Annotated in this window: 23 protein-coding genes; 21 read left to right on the forward strand and 2 right to left on the reverse strand. The window is 47.9% G+C overall.

Translation table 11 applies throughout. The features are described from left to right. Positions 1–131 precede the first annotated feature (131 nt). The 10 genes from AC0THY_RS10800 (at position 132) to AC0THY_RS10845 (ending at position 9148) form a co-directional block, all read left to right on the forward strand. Positions 132–614, forward strand: a complete 483-nt coding sequence (locus tag AC0THY_RS10800) for an NUDIX hydrolase (protein ID WP_489990612.1) — start codon at positions 132–134, stop codon at positions 612–614. After that, entirely contained in the window at positions 614–1576 is a 963-nt protein-coding gene (locus AC0THY_RS10805) for an RluA family pseudouridine synthase (protein ID WP_489990613.1), read from the forward strand. The genes AC0THY_RS10800 and AC0THY_RS10805 overlap by 1 nt, the downstream gene beginning before the upstream one ends. Further along, positions 1557–2501: an AEC family transporter gene (locus tag AC0THY_RS10810; protein WP_489990614.1), complete on the forward strand. Its 945-nt coding sequence runs from the start codon at positions 1557–1559 to the stop codon at positions 2499–2501. The genes AC0THY_RS10805 and AC0THY_RS10810 overlap by 20 nt, the downstream gene beginning before the upstream one ends. Positions 2502–2585: 84 nt before the next feature. Further along, entirely contained in the window at positions 2586–3155 is a 570-nt protein-coding gene (locus tag AC0THY_RS10815) for a glycerol-3-phosphate responsive antiterminator (RefSeq protein ID WP_489990615.1), read from the forward strand. A 216-nt stretch (positions 3156–3371) separates the two neighbouring features. After that, on the forward strand, positions 3372–4850 hold the full coding sequence (locus AC0THY_RS10820; RefSeq protein WP_489990616.1) for an NAD(P)/FAD-dependent oxidoreductase: 1479 nt from the start codon (positions 3372–3374) through the stop codon (positions 4848–4850). 2 nt (positions 4851–4852) lie between these two features. Further along, a complete protein-coding gene (locus tag AC0THY_RS10825; RefSeq protein WP_489990617.1) occupies positions 4853–6157 on the forward strand; it encodes an NAD(P)/FAD-dependent oxidoreductase in 1305 nt (434 codons plus the stop codon). 2 nt (positions 6158–6159) lie between these two features. Continuing rightward, complete coding sequence (locus tag AC0THY_RS10830) at positions 6160–6543, forward strand: DUF1667 domain-containing protein (protein WP_489990618.1); 384 nt, start codon at positions 6160–6162, stop codon at positions 6541–6543. A 27-nt stretch (positions 6544–6570) separates the two neighbouring features. Next, positions 6571–8067 (forward strand): glycerol kinase GlpK, encoded by a 1497-nt coding sequence (gene glpK / locus AC0THY_RS10835; RefSeq protein ID WP_489990619.1) that lies wholly within the window; start codon positions 6571–6573, stop codon positions 8065–8067. 171 nt (positions 8068–8238) lie between these two features. Beyond that, complete coding sequence (locus AC0THY_RS10840; protein ID WP_489990620.1) at positions 8239–8619, forward strand: BMC domain-containing protein; 381 nt, start codon at positions 8239–8241, stop codon at positions 8617–8619. A 7-nt stretch (positions 8620–8626) separates the two neighbouring features. Further along, positions 8627–9148 carry a EutP/PduV family microcompartment system protein gene (locus AC0THY_RS10845; protein ID WP_489990621.1) on the forward strand — a complete coding sequence of 174 codons (522 nt, stop codon included), beginning with the start codon at positions 8627–8629 and terminating at the stop codon, positions 9146–9148. Between the two features lie 112 nt (positions 9149–9260). Here the strand turns inward: AC0THY_RS10845 and AC0THY_RS10850 are convergent, their stop codons facing one another. Beyond that, positions 9261–10160: a LysR family transcriptional regulator gene (locus tag AC0THY_RS10850; protein ID WP_489990622.1), complete on the reverse strand. Its 900-nt coding sequence runs from the start codon at positions 10158–10160 to the stop codon at positions 9261–9263. 184 nt (positions 10161–10344) lie between these two features. On the opposite strand from AC0THY_RS10850, the gene AC0THY_RS10855 reads away from it, so the two are divergent. The 11 genes from AC0THY_RS10855 to AC0THY_RS10905 all read left to right on the forward strand — a co-directional run bounded on the left by AC0THY_RS10855 (position 10345) and on the right by AC0THY_RS10905 (position 21645). Beyond that, complete coding sequence (locus tag AC0THY_RS10855; RefSeq protein WP_489990623.1) at positions 10345–10566, forward strand: MerR family transcriptional regulator; 222 nt, start codon at positions 10345–10347, stop codon at positions 10564–10566. Between the two features lie 517 nt (positions 10567–11083). Next, the gene (locus AC0THY_RS10860; RefSeq protein ID WP_489990624.1) at positions 11084–11620 is read left to right on the forward strand and encodes a hypothetical protein; all 537 of its coding nucleotides are present in this window, start codon (positions 11084–11086) and stop codon (positions 11618–11620) included. A gap of 154 nt (positions 11621–11774) precedes the next feature. After that, positions 11775–12869 (forward strand): carcinine hydrolase/isopenicillin-N N-acyltransferase family protein, encoded by a 1095-nt coding sequence (locus AC0THY_RS10865; protein ID WP_489990625.1) that lies wholly within the window; start codon positions 11775–11777, stop codon positions 12867–12869. 19 nt (positions 12870–12888) lie between these two features. Then, the gene (locus tag AC0THY_RS10870) at positions 12889–14274 is read left to right on the forward strand and encodes a phenylacetate--CoA ligase family protein (RefSeq protein WP_489990626.1); all 1386 of its coding nucleotides are present in this window, start codon (positions 12889–12891) and stop codon (positions 14272–14274) included. Continuing rightward, positions 14249–15004 carry an ABC transporter ATP-binding protein gene (locus AC0THY_RS10875; protein ID WP_489990627.1) on the forward strand — a complete coding sequence of 252 codons (756 nt, stop codon included), beginning with the start codon at positions 14249–14251 and terminating at the stop codon, positions 15002–15004. The genes AC0THY_RS10870 and AC0THY_RS10875 overlap by 26 nt, the downstream gene beginning before the upstream one ends. A 12-nt stretch (positions 15005–15016) precedes the next feature. After that, entirely contained in the window at positions 15017–17365 is a 2349-nt protein-coding gene (locus AC0THY_RS10880) for an ABC transporter permease (RefSeq protein ID WP_489990628.1), read from the forward strand. Positions 17366–17413: 48 nt separating this feature from the next. Continuing rightward, positions 17414–18025: a cyclophilin-like fold protein gene (locus tag AC0THY_RS10885; protein ID WP_489990629.1), complete on the forward strand. Its 612-nt coding sequence runs from the start codon at positions 17414–17416 to the stop codon at positions 18023–18025. A 177-nt stretch (positions 18026–18202) separates the two neighbouring features. Continuing rightward, positions 18203–19069 (forward strand): DUF3737 family protein, encoded by an 867-nt coding sequence (locus AC0THY_RS10890; protein ID WP_489994180.1) that lies wholly within the window; start codon positions 18203–18205, stop codon positions 19067–19069. 269 nt (positions 19070–19338) lie between these two features. Further along, complete coding sequence (locus tag AC0THY_RS10895) at positions 19339–19953, forward strand: LysE family translocator (protein WP_489990630.1); 615 nt, start codon at positions 19339–19341, stop codon at positions 19951–19953. 19 nt (positions 19954–19972) lie between these two features. Next, on the forward strand, positions 19973–20455 hold the full coding sequence (locus tag AC0THY_RS10900) for a cyclophilin-like fold protein (RefSeq protein WP_489990631.1): 483 nt from the start codon (positions 19973–19975) through the stop codon (positions 20453–20455). An 11-nt stretch (positions 20456–20466) separates the two neighbouring features. Continuing rightward, positions 20467–21645, forward strand: coding sequence for a MalY/PatB family protein (locus tag AC0THY_RS10905; protein WP_489990632.1), 1179 nt, complete (start codon positions 20467–20469; stop codon positions 21643–21645). A 79-nt stretch (positions 21646–21724) separates the two neighbouring features. Here AC0THY_RS10905 and AC0THY_RS10910 read toward each other — a convergent pair whose 3' ends face one another. Beyond that, the gene (locus AC0THY_RS10910; protein WP_489990633.1) at positions 21725–26479 is read right to left on the reverse strand and encodes an EAL domain-containing protein; all 4755 of its coding nucleotides are present in this window, start codon (positions 26477–26479) and stop codon (positions 21725–21727) included. Between the last annotated feature and the right edge of the window lie 142 nt (positions 26480–26621).

Consider the following 26621-nt stretch of genomic DNA (forward strand, 5'->3'; position numbering starts at 1 on the left):
TATCAGGAGAGTGGTACGGCAGCTTTTCTTGTGATTTTATACGATTTCCGTTATAATAGGGAAAGTAAGAAATATAGTAACTGTGAAGGCACTGAACCGTTACGAAATAGAGAAGAAAGAGGAGACACATAATGGTATTGACTACACTTTGCTACATAGAAAAGGATGACAGCTATCTGATGCTTCACCGCGTTAAAAAAAAGGTAGATGTAAATAAAGACAAATGGATCGGCATCGGCGGAAAGTTAGAGGCAAATGAGAGTCCGGAGGAATGCCTGGTTCGGGAGGCATTTGAGGAGACGGGGCTAAAACTGACCTCTTACAGGATGAGAGGGATACTTACCTTCCTCTGCGACGGCTGGGAGACGGAGTATATCTTTCTCTACACAGCAGACGGCTATGAGGGAGAGCTGACAGAATGCAGGGAGGGGACTCTTGAGTGGGTTGCCAAGAGGGATATCGGAACGTTAAATCTGTGGGAGGGGGACCGGATATTTTTTGAGCTGCTGGAGCAGCAGCGCCCTTTCTTCTCACTGAAGCTTCAATATCAGGGGGATAGCCTGGTCTATGCGGCTTTGGACGGTGAGACCATACGGGAGAAAATGCGGGGCTGATGGAGAAAAAGATATTTTTTCAGATTGGGAAAGACTGCGGAGAAATGACCCTGAGGGATGTGCTGAGAAAAGAGATGGGGTTGTCGGCCAGGGAGATCAGCAGGGCAAAATTCCGTGAAAATGGAATCTGTGTCAATCAGGTCCGCAGACGGATTGACAGTAGGGTGAAGGGGGACGACTGCATTGAAGTAATCCTTGAGGAGGCTGGCAGTGACTCCAGGCATCTGCTTCCACTGGAAGGAGAACCTGTGATTCTGTATCAGGATGAGGATCTGTGCGCTGTAAATAAGCCTGCAGGTATGCCGGTACATCCGTCACACGGGCATTACCGGGATACACTGGCAAACTTGATACATACCTATTACCAGAGCAGAGGTGTAGAAGGAGTCGTGCGGTCTGTGGGCAGGCTGGATCTGGACACCTCCGGGGTGGTACTTTTTGCAAGAAACCGGGTGGCTGCGGCCCGTCTGGCACAGCAGAGGGCGGAAGGTTTGTTTTACAAGGAATATCTGGCAGTCTGCAAGGGCAGTTTTTCGAAAACACAGGGAGTGATTGAACAGTCCATCGGAAAGCAGGAAGACAGCCTGATAAAAATGCAGGTGTGCCAGGAGGGGAAGAGGGCACTTACTAAGTACCAGGTGGTTGCGCAGAGGGATCAAAAGGCTCTGGTAAGGCTTCGGATCGCTACAGGACGCACCCATCAGATTCGGGTACATATGGCTTGGATGGGCCATCCGCTTTTGGGGGACAAACTTTACGGTGAGGCTTCAGCGGAGATTGGCAGAACGGCACTGCATGCCTGGAGAGCTAAGCTGCACCAGCCTTTTACAGGGAAGGTGCTTCAGATACAGGCACCCATGCCCCCAGATATGTACACGTTGGTGGAGGGATGGCCGGAAATTGGGGTGAACAGTAACAACGATCAATCTAAGGAGTTTAGTTATGGAAAATTTGATTTTTAGCCTGAATGCCACGCTTCCCATCTTCTTTATCATGATTTTGGGGTGGCTTTTTCGAAAAGTGGGGCTGATGGACGCGGTATTTGTAAAAAAAATGAACCGGTTTGTCTTTCAGGCAGCGCTTCCCGCGCTGGTGTTTCAGGATTTAGCCACTGCGGACTTTTTTCAGGTATGGGATACTAGATTTGTTATCTTTTGTTTTACTGCCACCCTGGTGAGTATTCTGGCTGTCACGGCAGTTTCCTTTCTCCTCAGGGACAAAGGGGATCAGGGAGAATTTATTCAGGCCTCCTACCGCAGCAGTGCGGCCATACTGGGAATTGCTTTTATCCAAAATATATATGGGGATGCCGGGATGGCTCCTTTGATGATCATTGCTACGGTACCGCTCTACAATGTGATGGCGGTGGTGGTACTCTCTGTGGCGAAGCCCGGGAGGGAGAGGATGAGTGTAGCTCTCCTGACAGACACGCTGAGAGGGATTGCAACCAATCCCATTATATTGGGAATAGCGGCAGGTATGATCTGGTCCTTGCTGAAGCTGCCCATGCCCCATGCTCTGGAGAAAACGGTGGGATACGTGGCTGTCTTGGCAACCCCCTTGGGCTTGATGGCAATGGGGGCTTCCTTCGAATGGAAGCAGGCCACCTCCAAGCTGGGACCTGCGGCGGCAGCCAGTACTATTAAGCTGGTGGCCTTGGCAGCCATCTTTCTTCCCATAGCGGTAAAGATGGGATTCACCAATGAAAAACTGGTGGCAATACTGGTCATGTTGGGGTCCGCAACCACTGTGAGCTGTTATGTTATGGCGAAAAATATGGGGCATGAGGGAACATTAACCTCCAGTACAGTGATGCTCACCACACTTTTCAGCGCATTTACGCTCACCGGATGGCTTTTTCTGCTTCGCACCCTGTCGCTTATTTAGAGGAGTCTCATATATAAGAACTGCAAAATTCCATTGTGAATTTGCCGCAAAGGTGGTAGAATAAATCCATAGAAGGTACCGGATATGAAGAGCAGATTATTGGAAATACTGGAGGACTGTCCGATTATCACGGCAGTCAAAGAGGAAAGAGGGCTGGAACAGTGCCTGACCCTGGACAACAGCATTGTATTTGTGCTGTTCGGGGATGTCTGTTCCATTCCTGGTATTGTACGCAGGGCCAGGGAAGCCGGGAAATTGGTATTTGTCCATATTGACCTAATTGCAGGGCTGAGTGGAAAAGAGGCGGCTGTGGACTATATAAAGCAAAATACTGCTGCAGATGGAATTCTCACCACAAAGCCGTCCATAGTAAAGAGGGCCGGGGAACTGGGACTCTACACGGTTTTGAGGTTCTTTGTCATTGATTCTAAGGCTTATGATCAGATTGAGCGTCAGGTACAGGCTGTTCACCCGGACGCGGTGGAGTTGATGCCCGGGGTACTGCCGCCGAAGATTATATCAAAGATCTGCCGGATTTCCAAAAGACCTGTGATTGCGGGTGGTCTGGTTTCCGACAAGGAGGACATTATGGCAGCTTTGGGAGCCGGAGCGGTTTCCATATCCACCACCAATGAGATTGTATGGCTGCTATAGTTAAAACAGAATAGAGCTGCTGGAGAGAAGAGATAAGCAAGGGACGTGTGCAGAGGCATGCGCTGTTTGCTTATCTTTTTATCTTTAAAAAAAGATAAAGCCTCCGGCGGAGGGCAGAAGCGCGCAGATGATTTTTGTTATGCGTAGCATGACGCGCGATTTGCTGCAAATACACGTAGGCGTATTTGAATTTTTAACACAGAGAGGAGGAGCAAGATGTATGATGTGGTAATTATCGGTGCGGGAGTGATCGGGAGTGCTATTGCCAGGGAGTTGTCCAGGTATGAGCTGGACACGGCAGTTTTGGAGAGGGAGGAGGATGTCTGCTGCGGCACTTCAAAGGCCAACAGCGGCATTGTCCACGCAGGCCATGACGCAACCCCGGGCTCTCTGAAGGCCAAGCTGAATGTGAGAGGAAACCGGATGATGGAATCCCTTTCACGGGAACTGGATTTCCCATTTCGCAGAAACGGATCTGTGGTGCTGTGCTTTCATGAGGAGGAGATACCCAGACTGGAGGGCCTGCGCAGACAGGGGATGAAAAATGGGGTTGAGGGGCTTCGCATCCTCCGGGGTGATGAGATGAGGCGGATTGAGCCGGGAATTTCCAGGGAGGCAAAAGCCATGCTTTACGCACCTTCCGGGGGGATCGTATGCCCCTTTAAGCTGAATATCGCATTGGCGGAAAACGCTTGTGTGAATGGTACGAGTTTTTTCTTTGACACCTGCGTCAATGAGATTTGCAGGACAGGAGGGATAGAGGCGGGGAAGGAGGGAACAGCAGAGAAGGCAGGATTTATTCTGAACACCGACAGGGGAACCTTTCGGACGCGGGCGGTAGTCAATGCAGCGGGTGTATATGCGGATGTATTCAATAACATGGTCAGCAGCCGAAAGCTTCATATTACACCCAGAAAAGGGGAATATGTACTGCTGGATAAAAAGGCTGGGCATTTGGTGGATAAGACAGTATTTCAATTGCCCACATCGCTTGGAAAGGGGGTTTTGGTAACCCCCACCGTCCATGGTAACCTGATGGTGGGACCCACGGCGAATGATATTGAGGACCGGGAGGGGACGGATACAACTGCCAGCGGAATGGAGGAGGTAATCAGGAAAGCTGCCCACAGTGTGGGAAAGGTGCCGGTTAAGCAGACCATCACCTCCTTTGCAGGACTGCGGGCCCACGAGGATGGGGACGACTTTGTGATCGGGGAGGCAGAGGATGTTCCCGGATTTTTCAATGCAGCCGGAATCGAATCCCCCGGACTGACCAGCGCCCCGGCAGTGGGAGAGATGCTGGCCGGAATGATTGCTAAGAGACTGAAGGCGGAAAAGAAGGAGGACTTTACTGCTGTCAGAAAAGATATTGTCCGGGTTTGGGATGCGGACCCGGAAACAGTGCAGAGAATGATTCAGAAAAATCCCGCCTATGGAAATGTGGTCTGCAGGTGCGAGACCGTGACAGAGGGGGAGATTCTGGATGCTATACAAAGACCCCTGGGAGCCAGATCCCTGGACGGCATTAAGCGCAGAACCAGGGCTGGAATGGGCAGGTGCCAGGCGGGCTTTTGCTCCCCCAAGGTCATGGAGATCCTGGCCAGGGAGCTTGGAGTTCCCATCACGGAGATTACGAAATGCGGGCCGGGATCTCAACTGGTTACCGGGTATGACAAGGAAGCATTGGAGGGATAGGCATGGATAAAGACAGGATTTATGATATTGTGGTGATCGGGGGAGGTCCAGCCGGAATGGCGGCAGCCCTTACGGCCAGGAGAACAGGGTGTGAAGAGATCCTGATTTTGGAGCGGGAGAGGGAATTGGGCGGGATATTAAATCAGTGCATTCACAGTGGCTTCGGGCTGCACACCTTTGGAGAGGAGCTTACCGGGCCGGAGTATGCGGGCAGGTTTACAAAGGAGGTTCTGGAGGAGAAGATTCCCTTTCTCCTGGAGACCATGGTGCTGGATATTGGCGCGTGTAAAAAGAACGGAGAGGATTCCTCTTCTGAGACATACAAGAGGGTGACTGCGATCAATAAACGCATGGGGATCTTTACCGTACTGGCTAGGGCGGTTATCCTGGCTATGGGCTGCCGGGAGCGGCCCAGGGGGGCCCTGAACATTCCGGGATATCGGCCGGCTGGGATTTATTCAGCGGGAACAGCCCAGAGGATGGTGAATATTGAGGGGATAATGCCCGGAAGGGAAGCGGTGATTTTAGGGTCCGGGGACATTGGGCTGATCATGGCCAGAAGGATGACCCTGGAGGGGGCAAAGGTTCACGCGGTGGCAGAGCTCATGCCTTACTCAGGCGGCCTCAAGAGAAACATTGTCCAGTGTCTGGAGGATTATGAAATTCCTCTGAAACTCAGTCATACGGTTGTGGAGATCCATGGACAGAAAAGGCTAACGGGAGTGACTCTGGCCCGAGTAGATAATGAGAAAAAGCCCATTCCCGGGACAGAGGAGTATATTCCCTGTGACACACTGCTGCTGTCTGTGGGACTGATTCCGGAGAATGAGCTCTCCCAGAGCCTGGATCTGGCCATGTCCGATGCCTCCCAGGGGCCTTTGGTCAGTGAGAATATGGAAACCAGTGTGCCGGGAGTCTTTGCCTGCGGCAACGTGCTGCACGTACACGACCTGGTGGATTTTGTAACCCAGGAGGCTTGTGCGGCGGGAAGGGGCGCTGCACAATACGTAGCTGAGGGAAAAGACGGCGGGCGTGTCATAGAGGTGATTGCGGGGAATGGCGTGCGCTACACGGTTCCGGCCTGGATACATCCGGAGCGCATGGAGGAAAATTTGACGGTCCGCTTTCGGGTGGGAGATGTTTACAAGAACTGCCGTCTTGGTGTATATTATAAAAAAGAGCAGGTGCTCTCCAGAAAGAGGAGGATCATGACCCCAGGCGAGATGGAGCAGGTAGTGCTGAAGCGGGAGGAGCTGCTAAAGCATCCGGAACTTACAGAGATCACAATCTGCGTGGAGGAGGCGTGAAAATGGAAAAACGAGAACTGACCTGTATTGGCTGTCCGCTGGGCTGCAGCCTGACCGTGACATTGGAGGGCGGCCATGTGAGGAAAGTGGAGGGGAATACCTGTAAAAAGGGCGAGGAGTATGGAAAGAAAGAGTGCACGAATCCTACCCGCGTGGTGACCTCCACGGTCCGGGTGAAAGACGGGACTCTGCCGGTGGTCTCGGTGAAGACGGCAGAAGATATCCCAAAGGGAAAAATCAGGGAGATCATGCTGGCCCTAAGGGGGGCAACCGCACAGGCGCCGGTGGCAGAAGGAGAGGTTTTGCTTGAAAATGCGGCTGGCACAGGCGTACCGGTGGTGGCTACAAAAAGCATATTTAAGAAAGGTACGACGGAGCGTGCTTAAATTGAACGGAAAAAATGGAGGATAAGTATGGGAAAATACGTGATGGCACTGGATCAGGGAACCACCAGCTCCAGATGCATTTTGTTTGACAAAGAGGGAGGAATCCGCAGTGTGGTTCAGAGGGAATTTGAGCAGATTTTCCCAAAACCAGGCTGGGTGGAGCATGATCCCATGGAAATATGGGCATCCCAAATCGGTGTGGCCACGGAGGCCATGAGCAAGATCGGGGCCTCGTCCGAGGAGATCGCGGCCATTGGAATCACGAATCAGAGGGAGACCACGATTGTGTGGGAGAAGGCCACAGGAAGACCTGTGTACAATGCCATAGTGTGGCAGTGCAGGCGTACATCCGACATTATAGACAAACTCAAGGCAGAGGGATTTGACCAGGTCATCAGAGAGAAGACAGGTCTGATTCCGGACGCCTATTTTTCGGGAAGCAAGCTGAAATGGATTCTGGATCACGTGGAGGGGGCCAGAGAGAGGGCCAGAAGAGGAGAACTGCTCTTTGGAACTGTGGATACCTGGCTGATTTGGAATCTGACCAGCAAAAAAGTCCATGTCACTGACTATACCAATGCCTCCCGCACCATGATGTATGATATCCATCGTCTCAGGTGGGATGAGGAAATTCTGGAAAAGCTGGACATTCCGGTACAGATGTTGCCAAAGGTGGTTCCCTCCAGCTGTATTTATGGATACACGGAGGAGAGTATGCTGGGGCATGGAATTCCCATAGCCGGCGCTGCCGGGGACCAGCAGGCAGCTCTGTTCGGCCAGTGCTGTTTTGAGGCGGGAGAGGTAAAAAATACTTACGGGACAGGCTGCTTTCTACTGATGAATACCGGAGAAAAGGCGGTGCGTTCGGAAAACGGACTGCTTACCACCATTGCCGCCAGTGTGGAAGAGCAGGTCCAGTACGCCCTGGAGGGAAGCGTCTTTGTGGCTGGAGCTGCTATCCAGTGGCTTCGGGATGAGCTGCGCATGCTTAAGACAGCGGCTCAGAGTGAGGAATACTGCCGGGCAGTTGAGGACACGGGAGGTGTCTATGTGGTGCCAGCATTTACCGGACTTGGGGCTCCCTACTGGGACCAGTACGCGAGAGGGGCAGTGGTGGGCATTACCAGAGGGACCAGCAAGGAGCATCTGATCCGCGCCACGGTAGAATCTTTGGCTTATCAGGTATGGGACCTGACTGCAGCCATGGAACAGGATTCAGGAATTCCTCTGAGAGGGTTGAAGGTGGACGGCGGAGCCTGCGCCAACGACTTCCTGATGCAGTTTCAGGCAGATCTGCTGAACACCAGAGTGGAGCGCCCCAGATGTATTGAGACCACGGCTATGGGAGCGGCCTATCTGGCAGGCTTGGCTGTGGGGTACTGGAAGAACAAGGAGGATGTGAAGCAAAACTGGGCATTGGAGCGCACATTTGTGCCTGAGATGGAGGAGGAGTACCGCCGAAAGCTCCAAAAGGGCTGGAGAAGGGCGGTGGCTTGCTCGTTTGAATGGGCGAAAGAGGAATAGAGTTACTGTGAATAGAAGTAACACATTAGAAGAAAAACAAATGAATTTGATCTTGTATTATGTGGGGTTTTGTTGTATTATTATGGTATATACATAGACGAACCTTTGCAAGGAAGAAAATAGAGAAATATAAGCAGATGTATTTCCCCTTAGATAAGGAGCAGAAACCATATGAATCTGAATGATTTAAACATGTCCGGTGAGCAGAAGATGCGCATTGTCCAGGAGCTGGTGCCAGGAAAACAGGTGACGCTGGCCCATATCATTGCCAGTCCAGACCCTATTGTGTACAGAAAGCTGGGACTGGACCCCCAGTTGGATTATCAGAGGGCAGCCATTGGCATACTGAGCATGAGTCCGGCGGAGATATCCGTCATAGCCGGAGATATGGCGGTAAAGAGCGCAAATATTGACTTGGGATTTATCGACCGCTTCAGCGGAACTTTGATTTTTACCGGAAGGGTAGCGGAGGTGGAGGCAGCGATCCAGGTGATCAACCGCTATCTGGAGGAAAAGCTGGACTTTACCATCTGTCCTGTAACCAGAACGTAGGTGTGCTATGAAGAAAATTATTTTGATGGGGCGCAGTGAATGCGGGAAAACTACCCTGCGCCAAGCTTTGAAGGGGGATACCATCCATTATCACAAGACCCAGTATATCAATCATTTTGATGTAGTCATTGACACCCCGGGAGAGTATGCGGAGACAAACCGGCTGGGCAGGGCCCTTGCCCTCTACTCCTATGAGGCAGATGTGGTGGGGCTTTTGATCAGCTCAGAGGAACCCTATTCCCTGTATCCGCCATGTGTGACTGCCAGTTCCTGCAGACCTGTGGTGGGTATAGTGACCCAGATAGATTCGCCCAGGGGGAACCCTGACCAGGCGGAGCGGTGGCTCAGGCTGGCCGGGTGTGAGAAGGTCTTTCGGGTCAGCTCCTACACAGGGGACGGTATATGGGAGATTCTGGAGTATTTGCGGGAACCTGGAGATGTGCTGCCTTGGGATAAAGATCAGGCGGAAAGGCCAAGACAGGTCTTGTCCACAAAGTTTGGGAAGAGTGAGAAGACAGATATCGCTTGATTGCGGCAGCTGTCTTTTTTTATGTCTAAAGTATCTCCACGTTCGCAGGAATACCAATGGGCTGCAAGAGAAGCAGCCCACCTTGGGGAGAGTGTAGATTCTGCAACAATATCTAATTACTGTCTAAGTATAGTTGTTCCTGCAGTGCCTCAATGAATTTTTCAGCAGGCTTTGGCAGTACCTGATATTTCTTCCAGATAATGCTCATCTCATTTTCAAGCTGTGGGTTTAGTGGACGGAAACAAAGATTGCTGTCACCAGTCGTATTGATAATTCTGTCAAAGGTAATTGCATACCCCAGACCTTCATCCACCATTAAGGAGGCATTAAATATAAGATTATAAGTGGCTACAATGTTTAAATCAGAGGCTTTTCGTTTTATCCACTGTGTGACACTTCCCCCTTTATCCTCCTGCTGTGAAAAAATCAAAGGCTTGTCCCATAAATCCTTTGGAGTAATGGATTCTTTCTGTGCCAGAGCTGAATCTTTCCGCATGAGAACACCCCAAACATCTCTGTCAGGCATTTTCAGTGCATCAAATCTTGTTAAATCTATGTTGGTAAATACCAGACCAAAATCAATCAGTCCTTTTTCCAGACGTTCTGTGACAAATTCAGAATTTCCGCTTGATATATGATAATGGATGCCGGGATAGGATTGTTGTAATTTTTTTGCAGTTTTGGCAATCAGGCGTATTGCATCTGTCTCGCCGGCTCCGATATAGATATCACCTACAGTGATATCGTCGGCGATGGTTATTTCTTTCTCTGTCTTTTTAACCAGATCCAATATTTCTTCTGCGCGTTTCCGCAGAATCATTCCCTCTTCAGTCAGTGTAACTTTCCGTGATCCTTTGGTTCCGCGAATCAAGAGCTGTTTTCCTAATTCTTTTTCCATATTTTTAATCTGGGTTGAAAGAGTGGGTTGGGAAAGGTGCAGTGATTCTGCTGCCCGCACAATGCTCTGCTCCCTGGCAATTGCCAAAAAATACTGAAGTACCCGTAATTCCATATGACGTCCCCTTAATTTTATATAATATTGTTATGACTCTTCATATCCGTTTAGGTTAAGTTTAACATAAAAACAAATAGGTTTCAACTATACACAACGATTAAATATAAGTATTTGTTATTATTTGGCGTCGGAATTATACTATACACAGAGCAGAAATAATATGGGAGGTGCTGCACAATCGATGATGAATTTAGGATCCAAAGAAGAGGTCGTCCAAAATCTGAAGGATGCCGGGTGCGGGATAGAAACCATTCAGGATTTTCTTTTATACCTGGATGAAAATCAGAAAGAGAAACAACTGGAACTGTTGGAAAAACACAGGAGACTGCTTCTGAGCAACGTGCATAGAGAAGAGAAAAAGATTTACTGTCTGGACTATTTAGTATACCAAATTAAAAAATGAGGAGAAGAAATATTTTAATCATATCAACCAGTCTGCGAAAAGGGCGCATTTATGTAAGCAACAGAACAAATCAGAGGAGAAGTAAATGAACTCAGGGAATTTGGGCAGAGCTGTCCGTGGACAGGTGCTGCAGGTCTGCAATGGTGCGTTTCTTTAAAAATACGATTTCCCTATGATATACAGCCATTAGTTTATTAATTGTTTATCTTTTTGTGAGAAATCCTTTATCCACATATGCTAATCTGTCAGTCTGAGTGAAAGCGGGTATTCATAATGCGCTTTACAGTTTGCTTGATGAGGTTAAACCCTAGTAGAAAACGAGCGGAGGGGCGTGGCCTATGGAGAAAAACTGGATTCTATGGCTTATGTGACACGGAAGGTTCTGTTACTGAAACCAAAACAGGGATTTAATATGATAGAAGCAAAAACATAAGAAGAATACTGGGAAAAAGTTTATATACTGCTTGAGACAGGATACCGGATTCAGTAAAAATACGGGATAGAGGAGAGTACTGCATTGACAATCAAGAAAAAAATCAGGCTGTCCAATATTATGATGGTTCTGATACCAATTATATTTACAGCAATCGTAATCAATGTCTGCCTGCACACATCCCTTGGCAGTTTCTGGTACACATTGGAAGCTATGTACAGTGATGAGAATAGTATACAGTTTGCCCAGAGCATGATCTATACATACCAGCAGGAGCTGTGGGAGAACAACTGGGGGCAGGGGAAACATGCGGATGCATCAAAAGAAATCAAGAGAAGTGATGAAATGTACCATCTGGAAAACAAACTGTCCAAAATGGGATACCAGTTTATGATTACCAAAAATGAAAAACTGATTTATACGAACCTGTCGGAAGAGGATATGCAGGCTGCCCGGTCGGTGGCCGGGGATGCCATTGATACGGCAAAGACACTGACTGCCAGCAGGCATGAAGTCTCTGTCATTAAAAATACATTTTACCACGGGGAAAAGGCGTTCTGCATCACAGCAGTCCACCGACAGCAGACGGATCAGGGGGTGGTGAATTACCTGAAGAATTAGCTTGTAAATGGGATCACTATGACGTTATTTTTCTGGATTATGATAAAAGCAGTTAAAGAATACGAAAGAATCAGTTTAGAAATAGTTTATCTTTTTGTTAGCGGCATGTTATTCCTGGGGCTTACAGTATTAACAGATGAAAGGAGTGCAAAAAATGAAGAGAAAACTATACATGGTATGCATGATGTCTCTGGTGTTTAGTACTTTAACCGGGTGTGCACAAAATAGAAATACACTTGAAAATATGGTACAAACAAAAACAGCAGAGGGAGAAAACATGGCGAAGAATATCATCACACCAGATACCAAGATTACAGAACTGGAGGATGGCTTATCTGTTGTCCGCTATGAAGGAAACTACGGATTTGACGAGTTCCTTCGGCAGGGCGGCGCATCCTCCGATGAAGGAGTGGTAGAGTATGTGGCAGGCCAGTTGTCCTCTAATATACCGGAACTTCTTTTTGGGGGCAATCCCTTCGGATGCAGCACCCTGTCTGTGGCAAATTCAGAAGGAGGGAACCTGTTTGGAAGGAACTTTGACTGGAATACCTGTAACGGACTGATTATCAGTGCCCGGCCGGACAACGGATATGCCTCTGTTTCTACAGTCAACATGGACTTTATACAGGCAGGCGGCTTGGATATTTCCAGGCTCCCGGACACAGCGCAGACGGTCATCGGGATGTACGCGCCGCTGGACGGCATGAACGAAGAGGGATTCGCGGTATCCGTCAATATGATTGAAGACACCGACACTATAGAGCAGGATACAGAAAAGCCCGACATTACCACCACTACAGCCATCCGCCTGCTTCTGGATCAGGCGGCAAATGTGGAGGAAGCATTGAGTCTGCTGGAGCAATACGACTTTCATGCATCCATGGGAATGATGATCCATCTGGCCCTTTCCGATGCGGCTGGAAACAGCGTTGTTGTGGAATATGTTGACAATGAAATGATTGTTACAGACACCCCTGTTGTCACAAATTTCTATCTGGCAGAGGGGGATAAAAACGGAATCGGAAGTTCCCAGTCCCATGAAAGATTCGACATTCTGAATAAGACGCTGGCAGAAAAGGAAACCATGACTGAGGCAGACGTAAGGGACGCACTGGACAGTGTGAGTAAGGATAACTTCGATGAATTTGAATCTACGGAATGGAGCATTGTCATGAACCAGGAGACAAAGGAACTGACGTATTACCACAGAGAAAATTATGGACAGGGATATACCATTCCTTTTGAGTAGGGAAGGAAGGGAGAAAACAATGAAGTATTTTAAAATGTTGATAGATTTATACTGCTTGAAGAGACAGGCAAAGTTCACTGCAAAACAGATGTGCGCCCTGCAGGAGAAAAAATTGAGGAAAATGCTGCACTATGCATGGGAACATTCTGCTTATTATAGGAGAACCTTCGAAGCAGCAGGAATTACAGAGAAACAGTTGGATGAGCTGCCGCTTTCCTGTTTCCCGACAATAGACAAAAGAGAGCTTTTAGAGCATTTTGATGAGCTGGTGGTGCCGAAGGACCTGCGCCAGAGGGAACTATGTGAATTCGATGCCAAGGAATCCCCGGACCGCAGGCCATATAAAGGAAAATACCATGTAGTACATTCCTCCGGAAGCACCGGAAAGCCGGGATACTTTGTCTATGACGAAGCAGCATGGTCTGACATGCTCCTTGGTATGCTCCGGGCAGCCCTCTGGGATATGTCCATGCTGCAGATACTGACCCTTCTGGCAAAACGTCCAAGAATTGTGTATATTGCCGCAACAGACGGAAGATACGGCGGAGCCATGGCAGTGGGGGATGGCATTGATGGAGTGGGGGCGAAGCAGATTTATCTGGATATTAAGACGCCGCTTAAAGAGTGGATAAGACAGATTAAAGAATTCCAGCCTAATATCATCATCGGTTATCCGTCAGCGATAAAGATCCTTGCTGAACTTGTGGAAAAGGGAAGTCTGGAAGTACATGCAGTCCGGGTCATTTCCTGTGGGGAACCACTTGGAGCGTCTCTCCGAAACTATCTGGAAAAGAGCTTTCGGACAGAATTGGTCAATTTCTATGGCGCCAGCGAATCCCTGACCATGGGGGTAGAGATGAATCCGGAGGATGGAATGATTCTCTTCGACGACATGAACCTGATTGAGGTGGAAAGCGGCGCAATGTACCTGACCTGCCTGTATAATTTTGCACAGCCGTTAATCCGTTACCGCATTTCCGACAGCCTGACCTTAAAGGCGGCAGGAGAAAACAGCCCGTGTCCCTTTTCGACAGCCTGCGGGCTTTTGGGAAGAAATGAAGATATCCTCTGGTTTGAAGATTTTGACGGGACACGGGAGTTTTTGCACCCTCTTGCTATTGAAGGCTTTTGTATCAAAGGACTTTTAGATTACCAGTTCCGGCAGATTGCGAAAGACGCATTTGAAATGTATGCAGAAACTTCGGAAAATGCCGATGAAACGCACATACGGACAGAGATGATGGGACAGATGAAAAAAATACTTGCCGAAAAAAAATTAAACTATGTACAGTTCTATCTAATCTTCGTGCCGGAGATTCTTCCAGATCCAAGGACAGGCAAGAAACCCTTAATCCTTCAGAAAAAGGAGGCAGTGCGGGATGAAAAAAGTGTTATTGCAGGGTAGAAAGGTGAGCAAGGTATTTGCTAAGGGTTCAATGAAAAATGAAGTATTAAGCCAAGTGGATGTGGACATTTACGAGAAAGACTTTACGATCATTATGGGGTCTTCCGGGGCGGGAAAATCCACACTTTTATATACACTCAGCGGAATGGATGCCGTTACGGACGGAACGGTAATCTATAAAGAGAAAGAAATCAGCCGTCTGAAAGAAAAAGAGATGGCAAGGATACGGGCAGAAGAATTTGGCTTTGTATTCCAGCAGACCCATCTGGTCAGCAATCTGACGCTTTTTGAGAATATAGTGGTTGCAGGCTTTGTAAGCAAAAAGGGGAATACCGGAGAAATACAGGACCGGGCCAAGCACATGGTTTCCCAGATGGGAATTGAGAAGGCAAAGAACCGCCTGCCTTCCGAAGTTTCAGGAGGAGAGGCACAGCGCGCAGCCATCGCAAGGGCAATGATAGGCATCCCTGGTCTATTGTTCGCGGACGAACCCACCGGAGCTTTAAACCGGTCGCATACGGAAGAGGTCTTAAACCTGCTGACGGCGATCAATGATTCCGGGCAGAGCATCCTGATGGTGACTCATGATTTAAAGGCCGCTGTCCGGGGGAACCGGATTCTATATCTGGAGGATGGGAAAATCGTAGATGAACTGAAGCTGCCCCGCTACCAGGGAGTGCAGGAACGGGAAAACAAGCTTCAGAACTGGCTTTCTGAATTACAGTGGTAGGAGGAGAGAGATATGGTAAACAAAATCATATGTTTGGCGGGGGTAAAACGCCATAAAGGAAGCCTTTTGGGCATTTCCGTACTCCTATTTCTGGCTGCCCTCTCCCTGGCTTCTGTTCTCACCATCTATCTGGGAGGCGGAAACGATATCCGTCAGGAAATGGAGCGGGCAGGGTTCGGGAACCTTACCGCATGGGTATCCGATGTTCCGGATATGGACGCACTTACAGACAGTATTGAATGGCAGGAGGGTGTTGAGAAAACAGAAGTCCAGAATATTATATTTTCCGAATATGAAGCAAACGGTGTGGAGTCGGACAGCGAGGGTCAGCTGATTCCCTGGATGAGCCGGGAGGAAACTTACCGCTTCTTTCAGGACAGCTTATCAGGCTATGAGGAACCTCCGGAAGCAATTGCTGCCGGAACCGTTTATGCCTCCCCCTCCATGGTTTCTGTTATGGGGCTTGAAATAGGGGACACCATCACATTTCCGGTGGCAAGGGGCAGGATCAGCAGGCAGTTTACCGTTGCCGGATATTATGAGGATCCTTTCATGGGAAGTTCCATGATTGGCATGAAAGGGTTCCTGATTTCGGAGGAGGATTATGAGGAAATCCTTCAGACTGCTCGGGGAGCGGGCATGGACAGCCTGGTAAGAGATGGCGCTATGATCCATATTTTTACGGATGACAGCAGTGACAGCGTATCCGGCATCAGCAGGCTCCTGAATGAAAACACCCCGATTTCCCAATATACGGACTTTATACATAGTAAGGAAGCTATCCTGGGCTTTATGAGTATTCTGCAAAATGCCTTCTGTGCGCTTCTGGCGGCCTTTGTGTTGATTCTTCTGGCAGCGTCCATGGCAGTACTGGGGCACAGTATTACAGGTATGATGGAACAGGAATATAAGAACCTGGGGATTCTCAAGACGGTAGGGCTTACAGGAAGCCAGCTAATCCGGCTTACGCTTGTGCAATACGGCCTAAGCATGGCGGCTGGAATCCTGCTTGGACTGGCAGCGGCATTTCCAGCAGTCAGGACGGTTGGAAAGATGACCGTTACCGCCACAGGAGTCCTCCTCCCGGCTGTTATACCAGTTCTCCCATGCTTAGCGTCTTTCGCGGTAATCTTACTTTTATTGATAGGATTTACGGTTATGAAACTAAGAAACATCCTCTCAGTTACACCCATGTGGGCAATCCGGGGTGAAGCTGCAGACGTGACATGGAAACCGGGCAGAATATTTCAAATGAAGGCTGAAGCGCTTCCTTTACGGTTGGCGGTGCGCCAGTTCCTGTCCGGGAAGAAATGGTATGCAAGCGCATTCCTGATTACGGTTCTGCTTGTATTCTTCGCATCGCTGGCAGGAAGGATGAATGTCTGGTTGGGACCACAGGGCAAGGGAATGATGGATGCGTTTAATCCGGCAGATCTGGACATCGGCGTACAGTCTCTGGGAGAACTGGAAGCCGGAGAATTAGAGGAAACGGTGCGGTCTTATACAGACATTACGGACGAATATCTCCTTGCCATGCCCAGCGTATCGGTAAACGGAAGCAATTATACGGCAAATGTAATTACAGAGCCGGAAAGGTTCCATATCAGCAAAGGGAAGACCAGCTTAAGGGCAGATGAGGTTGTCTTGACCGAAACAGTAAGCTTCGATTTAGGGGTATCCATGGGTGATAAAGTAACCATCCGGGGCGATATGGGGAGCAGTGAATTTACCGTTTCCGGAATATACCACTGCGCCAATGACATGGGAGCCAATCTGGGGATGAACCGGGAGGGGTATCTTACCATAGGAAAGGATGATCCGCAGATCTGGTGCCATCACTATTTCCTTGCAGACACGTCTGCGAAAGCGGCGATTACAGAAGCACTGGAAGGAACTTACGGAGGTGATGTGCATGTACATGAAAATACCTGGCCGGGACTTTTTGGAATCATCTCGGCAATGCACGGACTGATTGCATTTATGTATGGGATTATTGCAGTATTTATCCTGATTGTAACCGTCATGACCGGAAGCCGGATTCTGACGGCGGAGCAAAAAGACCTAGGCATCTACAAATCCATTGGATGTTCTGCGAGGATGCTTCGTATCTCCTTTTCCCTCCGATTCGGGATTGTTGCAGCTATAGGGGCCGCGGTGGGAACGGCTTTGGCAGCTATGATTACAGACCCCATAGTATCCGCTGTCATGCGGCTTGCGGGAATCAGTAATTTTTCATCCCGCCCCGATACCGTTCACATACTTATCCCCGGGCTGGCAGTCGTCTTCCTGTTCCTTGGATTTTCGTATCTCTCGGCGGGCAGGATGAAGAAGTCGGACATGACGATATTGACGGCAGACTAGTGTATTTACAATTTTCGCATTGCGCAAAAAGCGCAGAAAGGACAAATTATGAAGTACAAAACAGTAAAAAAAGTAAAAGGAATGGCAGCCGTTATTATGGTATCCGCAGCAATCCTTGCAGGCTGTGGGCAGGAGGAAGAACCCCAGACTACAGGAGACGTAAGCCAGAGTGCTATAGATGCAGGAGAGGATACAGAGGAAGAATCCGGCACAGAATCGGAAACCATGGCAGTCAGTCAGGCAGTAAGCAATGTATCCGAACTGGAGGTACGGTTCGGGGATGATGGGGAACCTTTCATGATGCAGCTTCTTGATAATGAGACAGCAGCAGCGATTGCCCGCCATGTGGGAACCTCAGACTGGAGGCTGCCGATTTATGAAAATGATGCGGATGCAGACTATGATGTAATGCAGTATTATGATGTATCCAGCAGATATGACATTCCCTCTAACCCTGAAACAGTAACATCTGAAAGGGCAGGGGAAGTATACTATTCAGACCCGAACCGTATCGTGCTCTTCTACCACGATGCAGAGATTACCGGGGAATATACCAAAATAGGAACCTTTGATGCAACAGAAGAATTTGTGACAGCGGTAGAGGAGAACCCGGTTTTAGAAGGATGGGGCAACAAAATCGTGCAGATTGCCCAACCATAAAGTATATTCATTGAACTTCTCGATTTTTGAAGGAGCCAGCGTAGCGTAGCTTACACATTTCCATCAGGATGGAAAACGCATCTGGGCAATCGCTGACAATTTGAGAACGAACATAAAGAAACCGACACAGAAGTAGAAAAATATAAATCATAAAAAAGGAGATTAATTATGAGTGAAATGAAAGATATCAGACAGGAATATTTAACAGGGGAGCGCCCGCTTTTCAAAGGAGAAAACTTAAAAATATATGATACCATATTTGCAGAAGGAGAATCTCCGCTGAAAGAAAGCAGCAATGTTGAACTGTATGGCAGCATGTTTAAATGGAAATATCCGCTGTGGTACGCAAAAAACATTTTGGCCTGCGACTGTACCTGGTTTGAGATGGGTCGTGCCGGAGTGTGGTATACAGATAACATTACAGTAAAAAATGCAGTCATTGAAGCGCCAAAGAATTTCCGGCGGTGTCATAGCGTCACACTTCAGAATGTTCATTTTTCCAATGCCGCAGAAACACTCTGGAACTGCGATGGGGTAATTATGGAGCAGGTGACAGCAAAAGGTGATTACTTTGCCATGAACAGCCGGGATATGAAGCTGAAGGATTTTGAACTGGTGGGGAATTACTCCTTTGACGGAGTGAAAAATATAGAAATCCGGAATGCAAAGATGCTTTCCAAAGATGCCTTCTGGAACAGTGAGAACGTGACGGTATATGATTCTTTTATATCCGGTGAATACCTTGGCTGGAATGCAAAGAATCTGACACTGATCAACTGTACCATCGAGAGCCTGCAGGGAATGTGCTATATTGAGAACCTTGTCATGAAAAACTGCCGTTTGCTGAACACCACACTTGCTTTTGAATATTCCACAGTAGATGCGGAGATTAAGGGTAAGATTGACAGTGTAATGAATCCGTCCGGAGGAACGATTCAGGCAGACTACATTGAAGAATTGATTATCGAAAAAGACAAGGTAGACCCTGATAAGACAGTTATCACCTGTCAAATGGGCGGCAGTACAGAAAAAATGGCGGGATAGGAGGCGTTTCATGAAAAAAATACCATCTCTTATCCTTAGTATGATACTCCTGCTTTCTCTTTCAGCATGCAGCGGCAATCCAAGACAGGAGACAGGATACAGAAACTGGAGGCGAAAGTGGTCTGTACGCACTTGGAGAGTCGGTGTCGGGGACAGAACAGATTGAAACGCTGACTGGTGAAATACGGATAGAGGAGGTAAGTGAAAAAGAATGAAAGAATGGTGCGTATGATACAACAGATAAATAGGGAGCAGAAGGAGAATATCAGTTGGGCTTGTTTTTAATAAAGGGAATCCTTATCGGCCTTCTCTTCGGCGTACCTGCCGGGGCAGTTGGAGCAATGACCGCACAGAGAACCTTGAATTACGGTGTGAAAGCCGGCCTGTTAACCGGTCTGGGTTCGTCTGTTGCTGATTGCCTATATGCCTGTATCGGAGCCTTTGGACTCACTCTTATTTCCGATTTTCTGCTAAAGTACCAAAACATCGTCAATCTGGCCGGGGGCTGCCTGATTCTGGGCATGGGAATCCGGATGCTTATGATGAAAAGCAGTAAAGCGAAAGATACACAGGATTCCACCGAGGGAATCCGGATGTTCGTTTCTTCCTTTGCGGTGGGAATTACCAACCCGGCAGCGATTCTCACCTTCGTGTTTGCATTTTCCTGGTTTGGGATTTATGGGCAGACAGGTTTGGCAGAAGGAATCGGTTTGGTTTGCGGCGTTTTTATTGGAACGTACATCTGGTGGGGAACTCTTTCCGGTGCAGCGGTCATGTTCAAGAAAAAATCAAAAAAGGATTACCTGCCTGTTGTGAACCGGATATTTGGGCTCATATTAATTCTATTTGGAACGGTGATTTTGGTTCGGAGTTTTCTAAATTAAACAAAGAGGGTGAACTATCATGAAAAAAAGATATTGCAGCGTGTTGCCGGTACTTTTTTCTGTAATAGTACTGTCTGCCTGTGGAAACAGTGCAGACGAAAATCAATCGGTTCGTCCATCAATTGAGGAAGAAACACGAGGGGCACAGATGCAGGAAATGACAGTGGAAGTAGGCGGGCAGAAATTTCAGGCGTCCTTATATGATAATGAAACAGTACGTGCGCTTCAGGAGAGACTTCCTATGACATTTGAGATGGAGGAATTGAACGGAAACGAGAAATTCCATTATCTGAAAGAGGGACTGCCCGCCAATTCTGAAAATGTAGGAAATATCGAGGCTGGGGATATTATGCTGTTTGGTTCGGATTGCCTTGTTCTGTTCTTCGAGGATTTCACCACTTCATTCAATTATACCCGAATTGGCCATATCGAAGAGGAAGAGGCGTTTGTAAGTGTACTGCCAGGAGGAACTGTGGAAATAACCTTTGAGGCAGGAGAATAGGAGGGGACACAATGGAATTTCAATTTGATAACATTATTGACCGGAGAAATACAGGTTCTATGAAATGGGATGTGAAGCCAAACGAACTGCCCATGTGGGTGGCGGACATGGACTTTCAGACGGCCCCGCAAATCAGGTCATGTATGATTGAAAGGGCAAAACATGGTGTGTTTGGGTATACGCAGGTATCGGATGAATGGTATCAGGCTTATCAGACATGGCTGGGGAAACGCCATGGTTTTGAGATTCAAAAAGACTGGCTGGTTTTCTGTACCGGGGTTGTGCCTGCCATCTCCAGTGTTGTCAGGAAGATGACCGCAGTGGGAGAAAATGTTGTGGTTATGACACCTGTGTACAATATATTTTTTAATTCTATATTAAACAACGGGAGACATGTGCTGGAAAGCGGGCTGGAATACGATGGAAAGGAGTATCATATTGACTTTGACGATTTGGAAGAGAAGCTGTCAAATATCCAGACTACCCTTTTAATTTTATGCAATCCCCATAATCCAATCGGTAAGATATGGGACAGAGAAACATTAGAGAGAATTGGGGATTTATGCAGGAAATACCACGTACTGGTACTATCGGATGAAATCCATTGTGATCTGACAGAACCGGGATGCGAATATACGCCCTTTGCCAGTGTTTCCGAAAACTGCAGAAAAAACAGCATTACCTGTGTGTCACCGACAAAAGCATTTAATCTGGCTGGAATCCAGTCAGCTGCGGTAATCGTCCCGGACAATAACCTGCGGTACAAGGTCAGCAGGGGGCTGAACACAGATGAGGTGGCAGAGCCAAATGTATTTGCTGCTATCGCACCAATCGCCGCATTTACCTGCGGCGGAGAATGGCTGGATGCCCTGCGGGAATATCTATGGGAAAACAGGAGATTTGCAGAGGATTATATCAGAAGGGAAATCAAAGGAATATCTGCTGTTCCCGCTAAAGCTACTTATCTGCTTTGGCTTGACTGCAGGAATATAATTGGAAATGGGACAGAATTTTGCCGTTTTGTTCGCAGCCACAGTGGTCTTTACCTTTCTGACGGAAACGAGTACCGGAATGGAGAAGGGTTTCTGCGCATGAACCTTGCCTGCCCCAGAAAACAGGTGGAAGATGGGCTGAAGCGCCTGAAAGAAAGCGTGCCAGCTTATGAGGCATGGGTATGCAGAGAGTGCTAAAAGAAGGAGGATATCTGTCAGTAATAGATATCCTCCTGTATAGTGTCATAAGTATCCAGTCCTAAGTTTGTTGTTAGGCTTATTTGTGGGTGTCTCTCAGCATTTCATAGCGGACAGATTTCATGGAGTCATCATATATCATATAGGACTTTTTGCCGTTTAATTTGGCTTGAAAGAGAGCCACATCCGCTTTGTGATAGAGCTCTTCAAAATCCGTACCGTGAATCGGCACTACAGCGCAGCCGGCGGAGACGGAAAAGGCCATCTCTCTGTCTTTGGAGCAAAAGACAGTCTGCATATTCTTTACTATCCTCTCCAGCTTTTTCTGAATGATCTCAGGGGTGATATTTCGGCAGAAGACCATAAACTCATCACCGCCGATCCGGCATACAATATCCTTTTCACGGAAGGAATTCTGCAGCTTTTTGGCATTTTCAACGATCACCCTGTCACCGTATACATGGCCAAAGACATCATTGACCTGCTTGAAGTTATCTAAATCAAACATAATCAATGCGCCTCTTGGCTGGACAGCGGTCTGCAGATAGTCCCTTATCATGGGAATGGCTGTATGGCGGTTGTAAAGTCCGGTGAGATCATCCGTCTCCGCCCTCTGACGCAGTGTCTGTTCCCTGTGTTTTTGGGCAGTGATATCCATCATGAAGACGTAGGCATAGACATCCGGATCTTCTTCATAAGATACCAGGTGGACCACCAGCTTAATCCAGCGCTCATCCCCATGGTGTCTGCGATTGTATTCTAAAGAATCCGTAAGAACACCTTTTTTATAGCAGGCAATTAAACGTTCCCGGTCCATAAAGCGAAGAACTGCGCTTTGATATTCCGGTAAAACCATCTGACTGCAGGAGGTGTTCAAAAATTTCGTGTAGGAGGAACCCTCCACAGACATTAAGTTCTGGGGCCATGCCTCTTTGCTGTTAGTATGCTTGATGGCATCCTGAGAAAGATTTACCATAAAATCGCAGATAGCCTGGTTTCTGAGAATCTCCAAAGCTTTGGAGTTCTCCAGATTCTGCCGCTCATGCATTTTGTAGAGAGTGATGTCCTCCAGATACCCAACCGCTTTCAAAGGGGTATGAGAGTGGTCAAAAATGGTTTCACAGGAGGCATTCACCCAGAAGACTTCCTGTTCCTTAACGGAGATGGGCAGTTGACAGGCAGCAGTACTGCTGCTTTTGGCCTTCTCCAGAAAACTTTTGAGTACACGGTGATAACTCTTTGGAACCGCGGAAACAGTACCTTTAAGTATGCACTCGGGATAGTCTCTCAATATATATTCCGATTTTGGAGAACCGGGGAGCAGCTTTTGGAAAAAACTGTCCTTTCTCACATTGGAGAGTGTCAGTGTATGGGATGCAATATCCCAGTCCCAGAGTGTCAGCCCTGCCTGGCGCAGTATACTCTCCATCTTCTTGCCGGAAATCCAGAGTTGTTCCTCCTGCCGTTTCAGTGAGTCCACGTCATTATAGACAAAGAGGTAGGTGATTTCATCGCTGTTTTCCTCCAAAAAGGTAGCCTTAAAATCAATCCAGAGTGCTTTCCCGTTAGGGAGAGCCAGGCGGAAAAGTTCGGAAACATGATCCCGCCTCTTTAAAGCGGATGAAATCAGAGGACGGATTCGGGAACGGTCTTCCTCATGGATCAGATTGAAAAATGCTCCGTCATTTAGGTATTTTTCATACTGCTGGGAAGAATACCCAAGGTTCTGCAAAAGTCTGTTGGCTATGACACGGTAATAAAAATGACCGGGACCACAGTGAAGAAGCAGGATTTCCTCCGGAATGTTGTCCAAAATATGCTTGAGTTCATTTTTCAGAGTAACGGTCTCCGTAATATCCAGGATTACACCGTGGAAAAATTCATTGCTTCCGAGGCTCATAGGTTTGGTCTGGTCTACGACCCAGATATACCCCCTGGAGGAGAGCATACGGTACTGCAGGTTGAAGACAGAGGAACTTTTGCCTGTGTAAAATATGGTATCTAAAAGTACGCAGCGGTCCTCGGGATGTACCATGTTGATAAATTTGTCATCAAATTTATCGCGGATTTCTTCACGGGTAAAGCCGAAGATTTCCAAAAAACGGTTGCTCATGTAGAGAAGGTCAAAATCCGGAGTCCTGGCACAGCGGTGGTAGCCACCCGGCATATTGTTGTTCAGGAAATGGAGCTCCTCATTCTTCCGTAGCAAAGTCTCATTGGATGCCCTGAGCTGTTCCAGGGATTTGATGATTTCCGTTATATCTGTACAGGCGCTGACGATGGCAAGACGTCCATCGTCAGTCTCAATAACCCTTCCTTTGTCCAGGGTCCAGAACCAGGTGCCATCCTTTTTGGGCATGCGGTAGCTGACGGTGTATTCCATACCGGGATAGTAGTGATTGCTAAGTTCCATTTTCACACGGTCAAGGTCCTCAGGATGGATCGTGTTGGCAACCATTCCATGAATGCCTTCAGATAATTCCTCATAGGAGTCATATCCCAGGAGGGAGACCATCTCATTATTGGCAAAGTAGAGCGGAAAACCTTCCTCACAGTAACCGCCAATCATTCCTCCGGGCGTCATCTGGGAGAATATAGACGCAGCCGTCTTTCTGTTCTCTTCTGTCAGCTTCATAAAGCCCGGATCATGGGCAGAAATTCCCACAATAGCATTGAGGGATTCCTGGGATGCAGCCAGCTGCTGCTCTTTCATTTTCTGATCCGTCACATTCCGGATTGCACCATAGTACAGCTGATGCCCATCCTGCTCACGCAAAAAAAAGACATGCAGATGCAGCCAGAGCATCGTCTTATCCAACCGAAATCGGCGCAGTATACCGTGGGCCCCGGATATGGGAAGGTTTCTGGATTTATGAAAGAGTTCCATCGCGCTTTTTCGGTCCTCAGGATGGATCAATTCCAAAATCCGGCTGCGGTATGCCTCCAAATCCACAGGGTTGTCCCCGGTCACTCGATAGTACTGCTCATTGACGCTGGAAAGCTCCAGGATGTCATCATGGAAATCATAGAAGGCCACCCCGCCCAGCATATTGCCCAGCATGGCCTCGCTGGTGAGGTTATTTTGAAACAGATCCTGAAGCTTTAGCTGTTCAATCCGCTCGGAACAGATACCCCGGTAATCCAAATTCTCCTCATTGGCCAGCAGAGGCTCAAAGACATGGATGGGCATAGGGCGATAAAAATGGTACCCCTGGGCATAGATACAGCCGATGCTCAGCAGAAAATCAACCTGCTCCTGTGTCTCCACACCCTCCGCAATCACACGAAGTCCCATCAGGCGGCTCATATGGACAACGGATTCCAGAATCTGAGACCCTCTCTGGATACTATTCTCATCCAGATCTAAGAACTTAGTATCAATTTTTAAAATATCTACATTGACATTTTTCAGCATATTGAGGGAGGAGTAGCCGCTGCCAAAGTCATCCATCAGCACAGTGAAGCCGGCTTTTCGAAGCTTGTCCACTACGTCAGAGATGATATTGTAATCCTTTACGTAGGCACTCTCCGTGATCTCAATCTCAATGAGATTGGTATCCAGAGAATATTTGTCCGTCAGCTGCGTAAAGATTTCCACTACATTTAAAGCGTAGATATCCACTCTGGACACATTTACGGAGATGGGAATCGGGCGGTTTCCCCGATCAATCCAGCTGCGTACGCACTGACAGACCATTTCCCACACGTACAGATCCAGACTGGTGATGAACCCATTTCGCTCCAACAGGGGGATAAACTCACCGGGAGATACGATCCCACGTACGGGATGACGCCAACGCACCAGGGATTCCAGGCCGATTATTTTACCGGAAATCATATTGCACTTAGGCTGTGCATAAAAGACAAACTCCCTGTTCTCAAGGGCTCTCTGTACTTCGGAGAGAAGAACCTGATCCTCCTCCATCCGCTCCTTCATGGCAGAGTCATACCAGGCAAAACGGCGGGCATAGTTACCCTTGACAGAGGACATAGCTATGGTCGCGCGGTCATACATCTGACGTATGTTTACCTCAATATCCGTGACAGGGTAGATACCAAAGGCAGGAAGGAAGCCAGCATTGTTTCCGTGCTGTCTGGTATACTGCATAATCTCATCCTGCAGCTGCGTGAGTACACTGAGATTATTGGGAAGCAAAATCACAAAATCATCTTGTCCCATATATCCGGCCACGCAGTCATATTGTTCCTCAGCAGCCGTTAAACGGTCAGCAATGTTTCTCAAAAACTGGTCGCCCACGGACTGTCCATACCACTCATTAAAAATCTTGAAATGTTCGATATCAATGGACATGACACAGAACTGGCGGTTCGGACTGGAGTAGAGCATTTGGGCAGCGTGTGTGAAAAACGCTTGTCTGTTGTACAGCCCTGTCATCTCATTTATCTCAGACTGCACATGTACAAAGGGCTGCTGAGGTCTCTCCGCAGTGGGCATATCCTTGTCAGAGCAAGGCGGAGCACCGTTTGAAGCAGCAGTACATTCAGTTGGGATAAGAGAGCTGTTTTTAAAGCTTGCCTTGTTGGATACCAGGATGTAGCAATGACCTGCGCCTGGCCATTCGATTTCTCCCCAGGTAATGTTCAGCCAATTCTTCAAAGAGGGCTGGTAAATAAGAAATTCAGACGTATCCACGCTCTTTAGAGGGCATCTGGAGCAGGGAGACGCTTCTTTGAAAAGGGTCTGGTAACAGAGATCTCCCGGCAGCAGGTCAGGGAAATCCTTTTTCATTCGATCGTTGAAAAATACGATTCTATATTGGGAATCCACGACGTAAACATTGGAAATGCCGCCGCTGTCTGTTGATTGTCTCATATTACCCCCAGATCTGTGAAACGTAATTAAGTTTAAACATATACCAATTTATACCAATTAGTATAAACTGTCGACAAAATTTCGTCAATATATACAGAAAACTTTCTTGTTTGAAAAGACAGGGCAGCAGTTGACAGGAACA

The organism is Ruminococcus sp. 8Y-12, assembly GCF_058119865.1.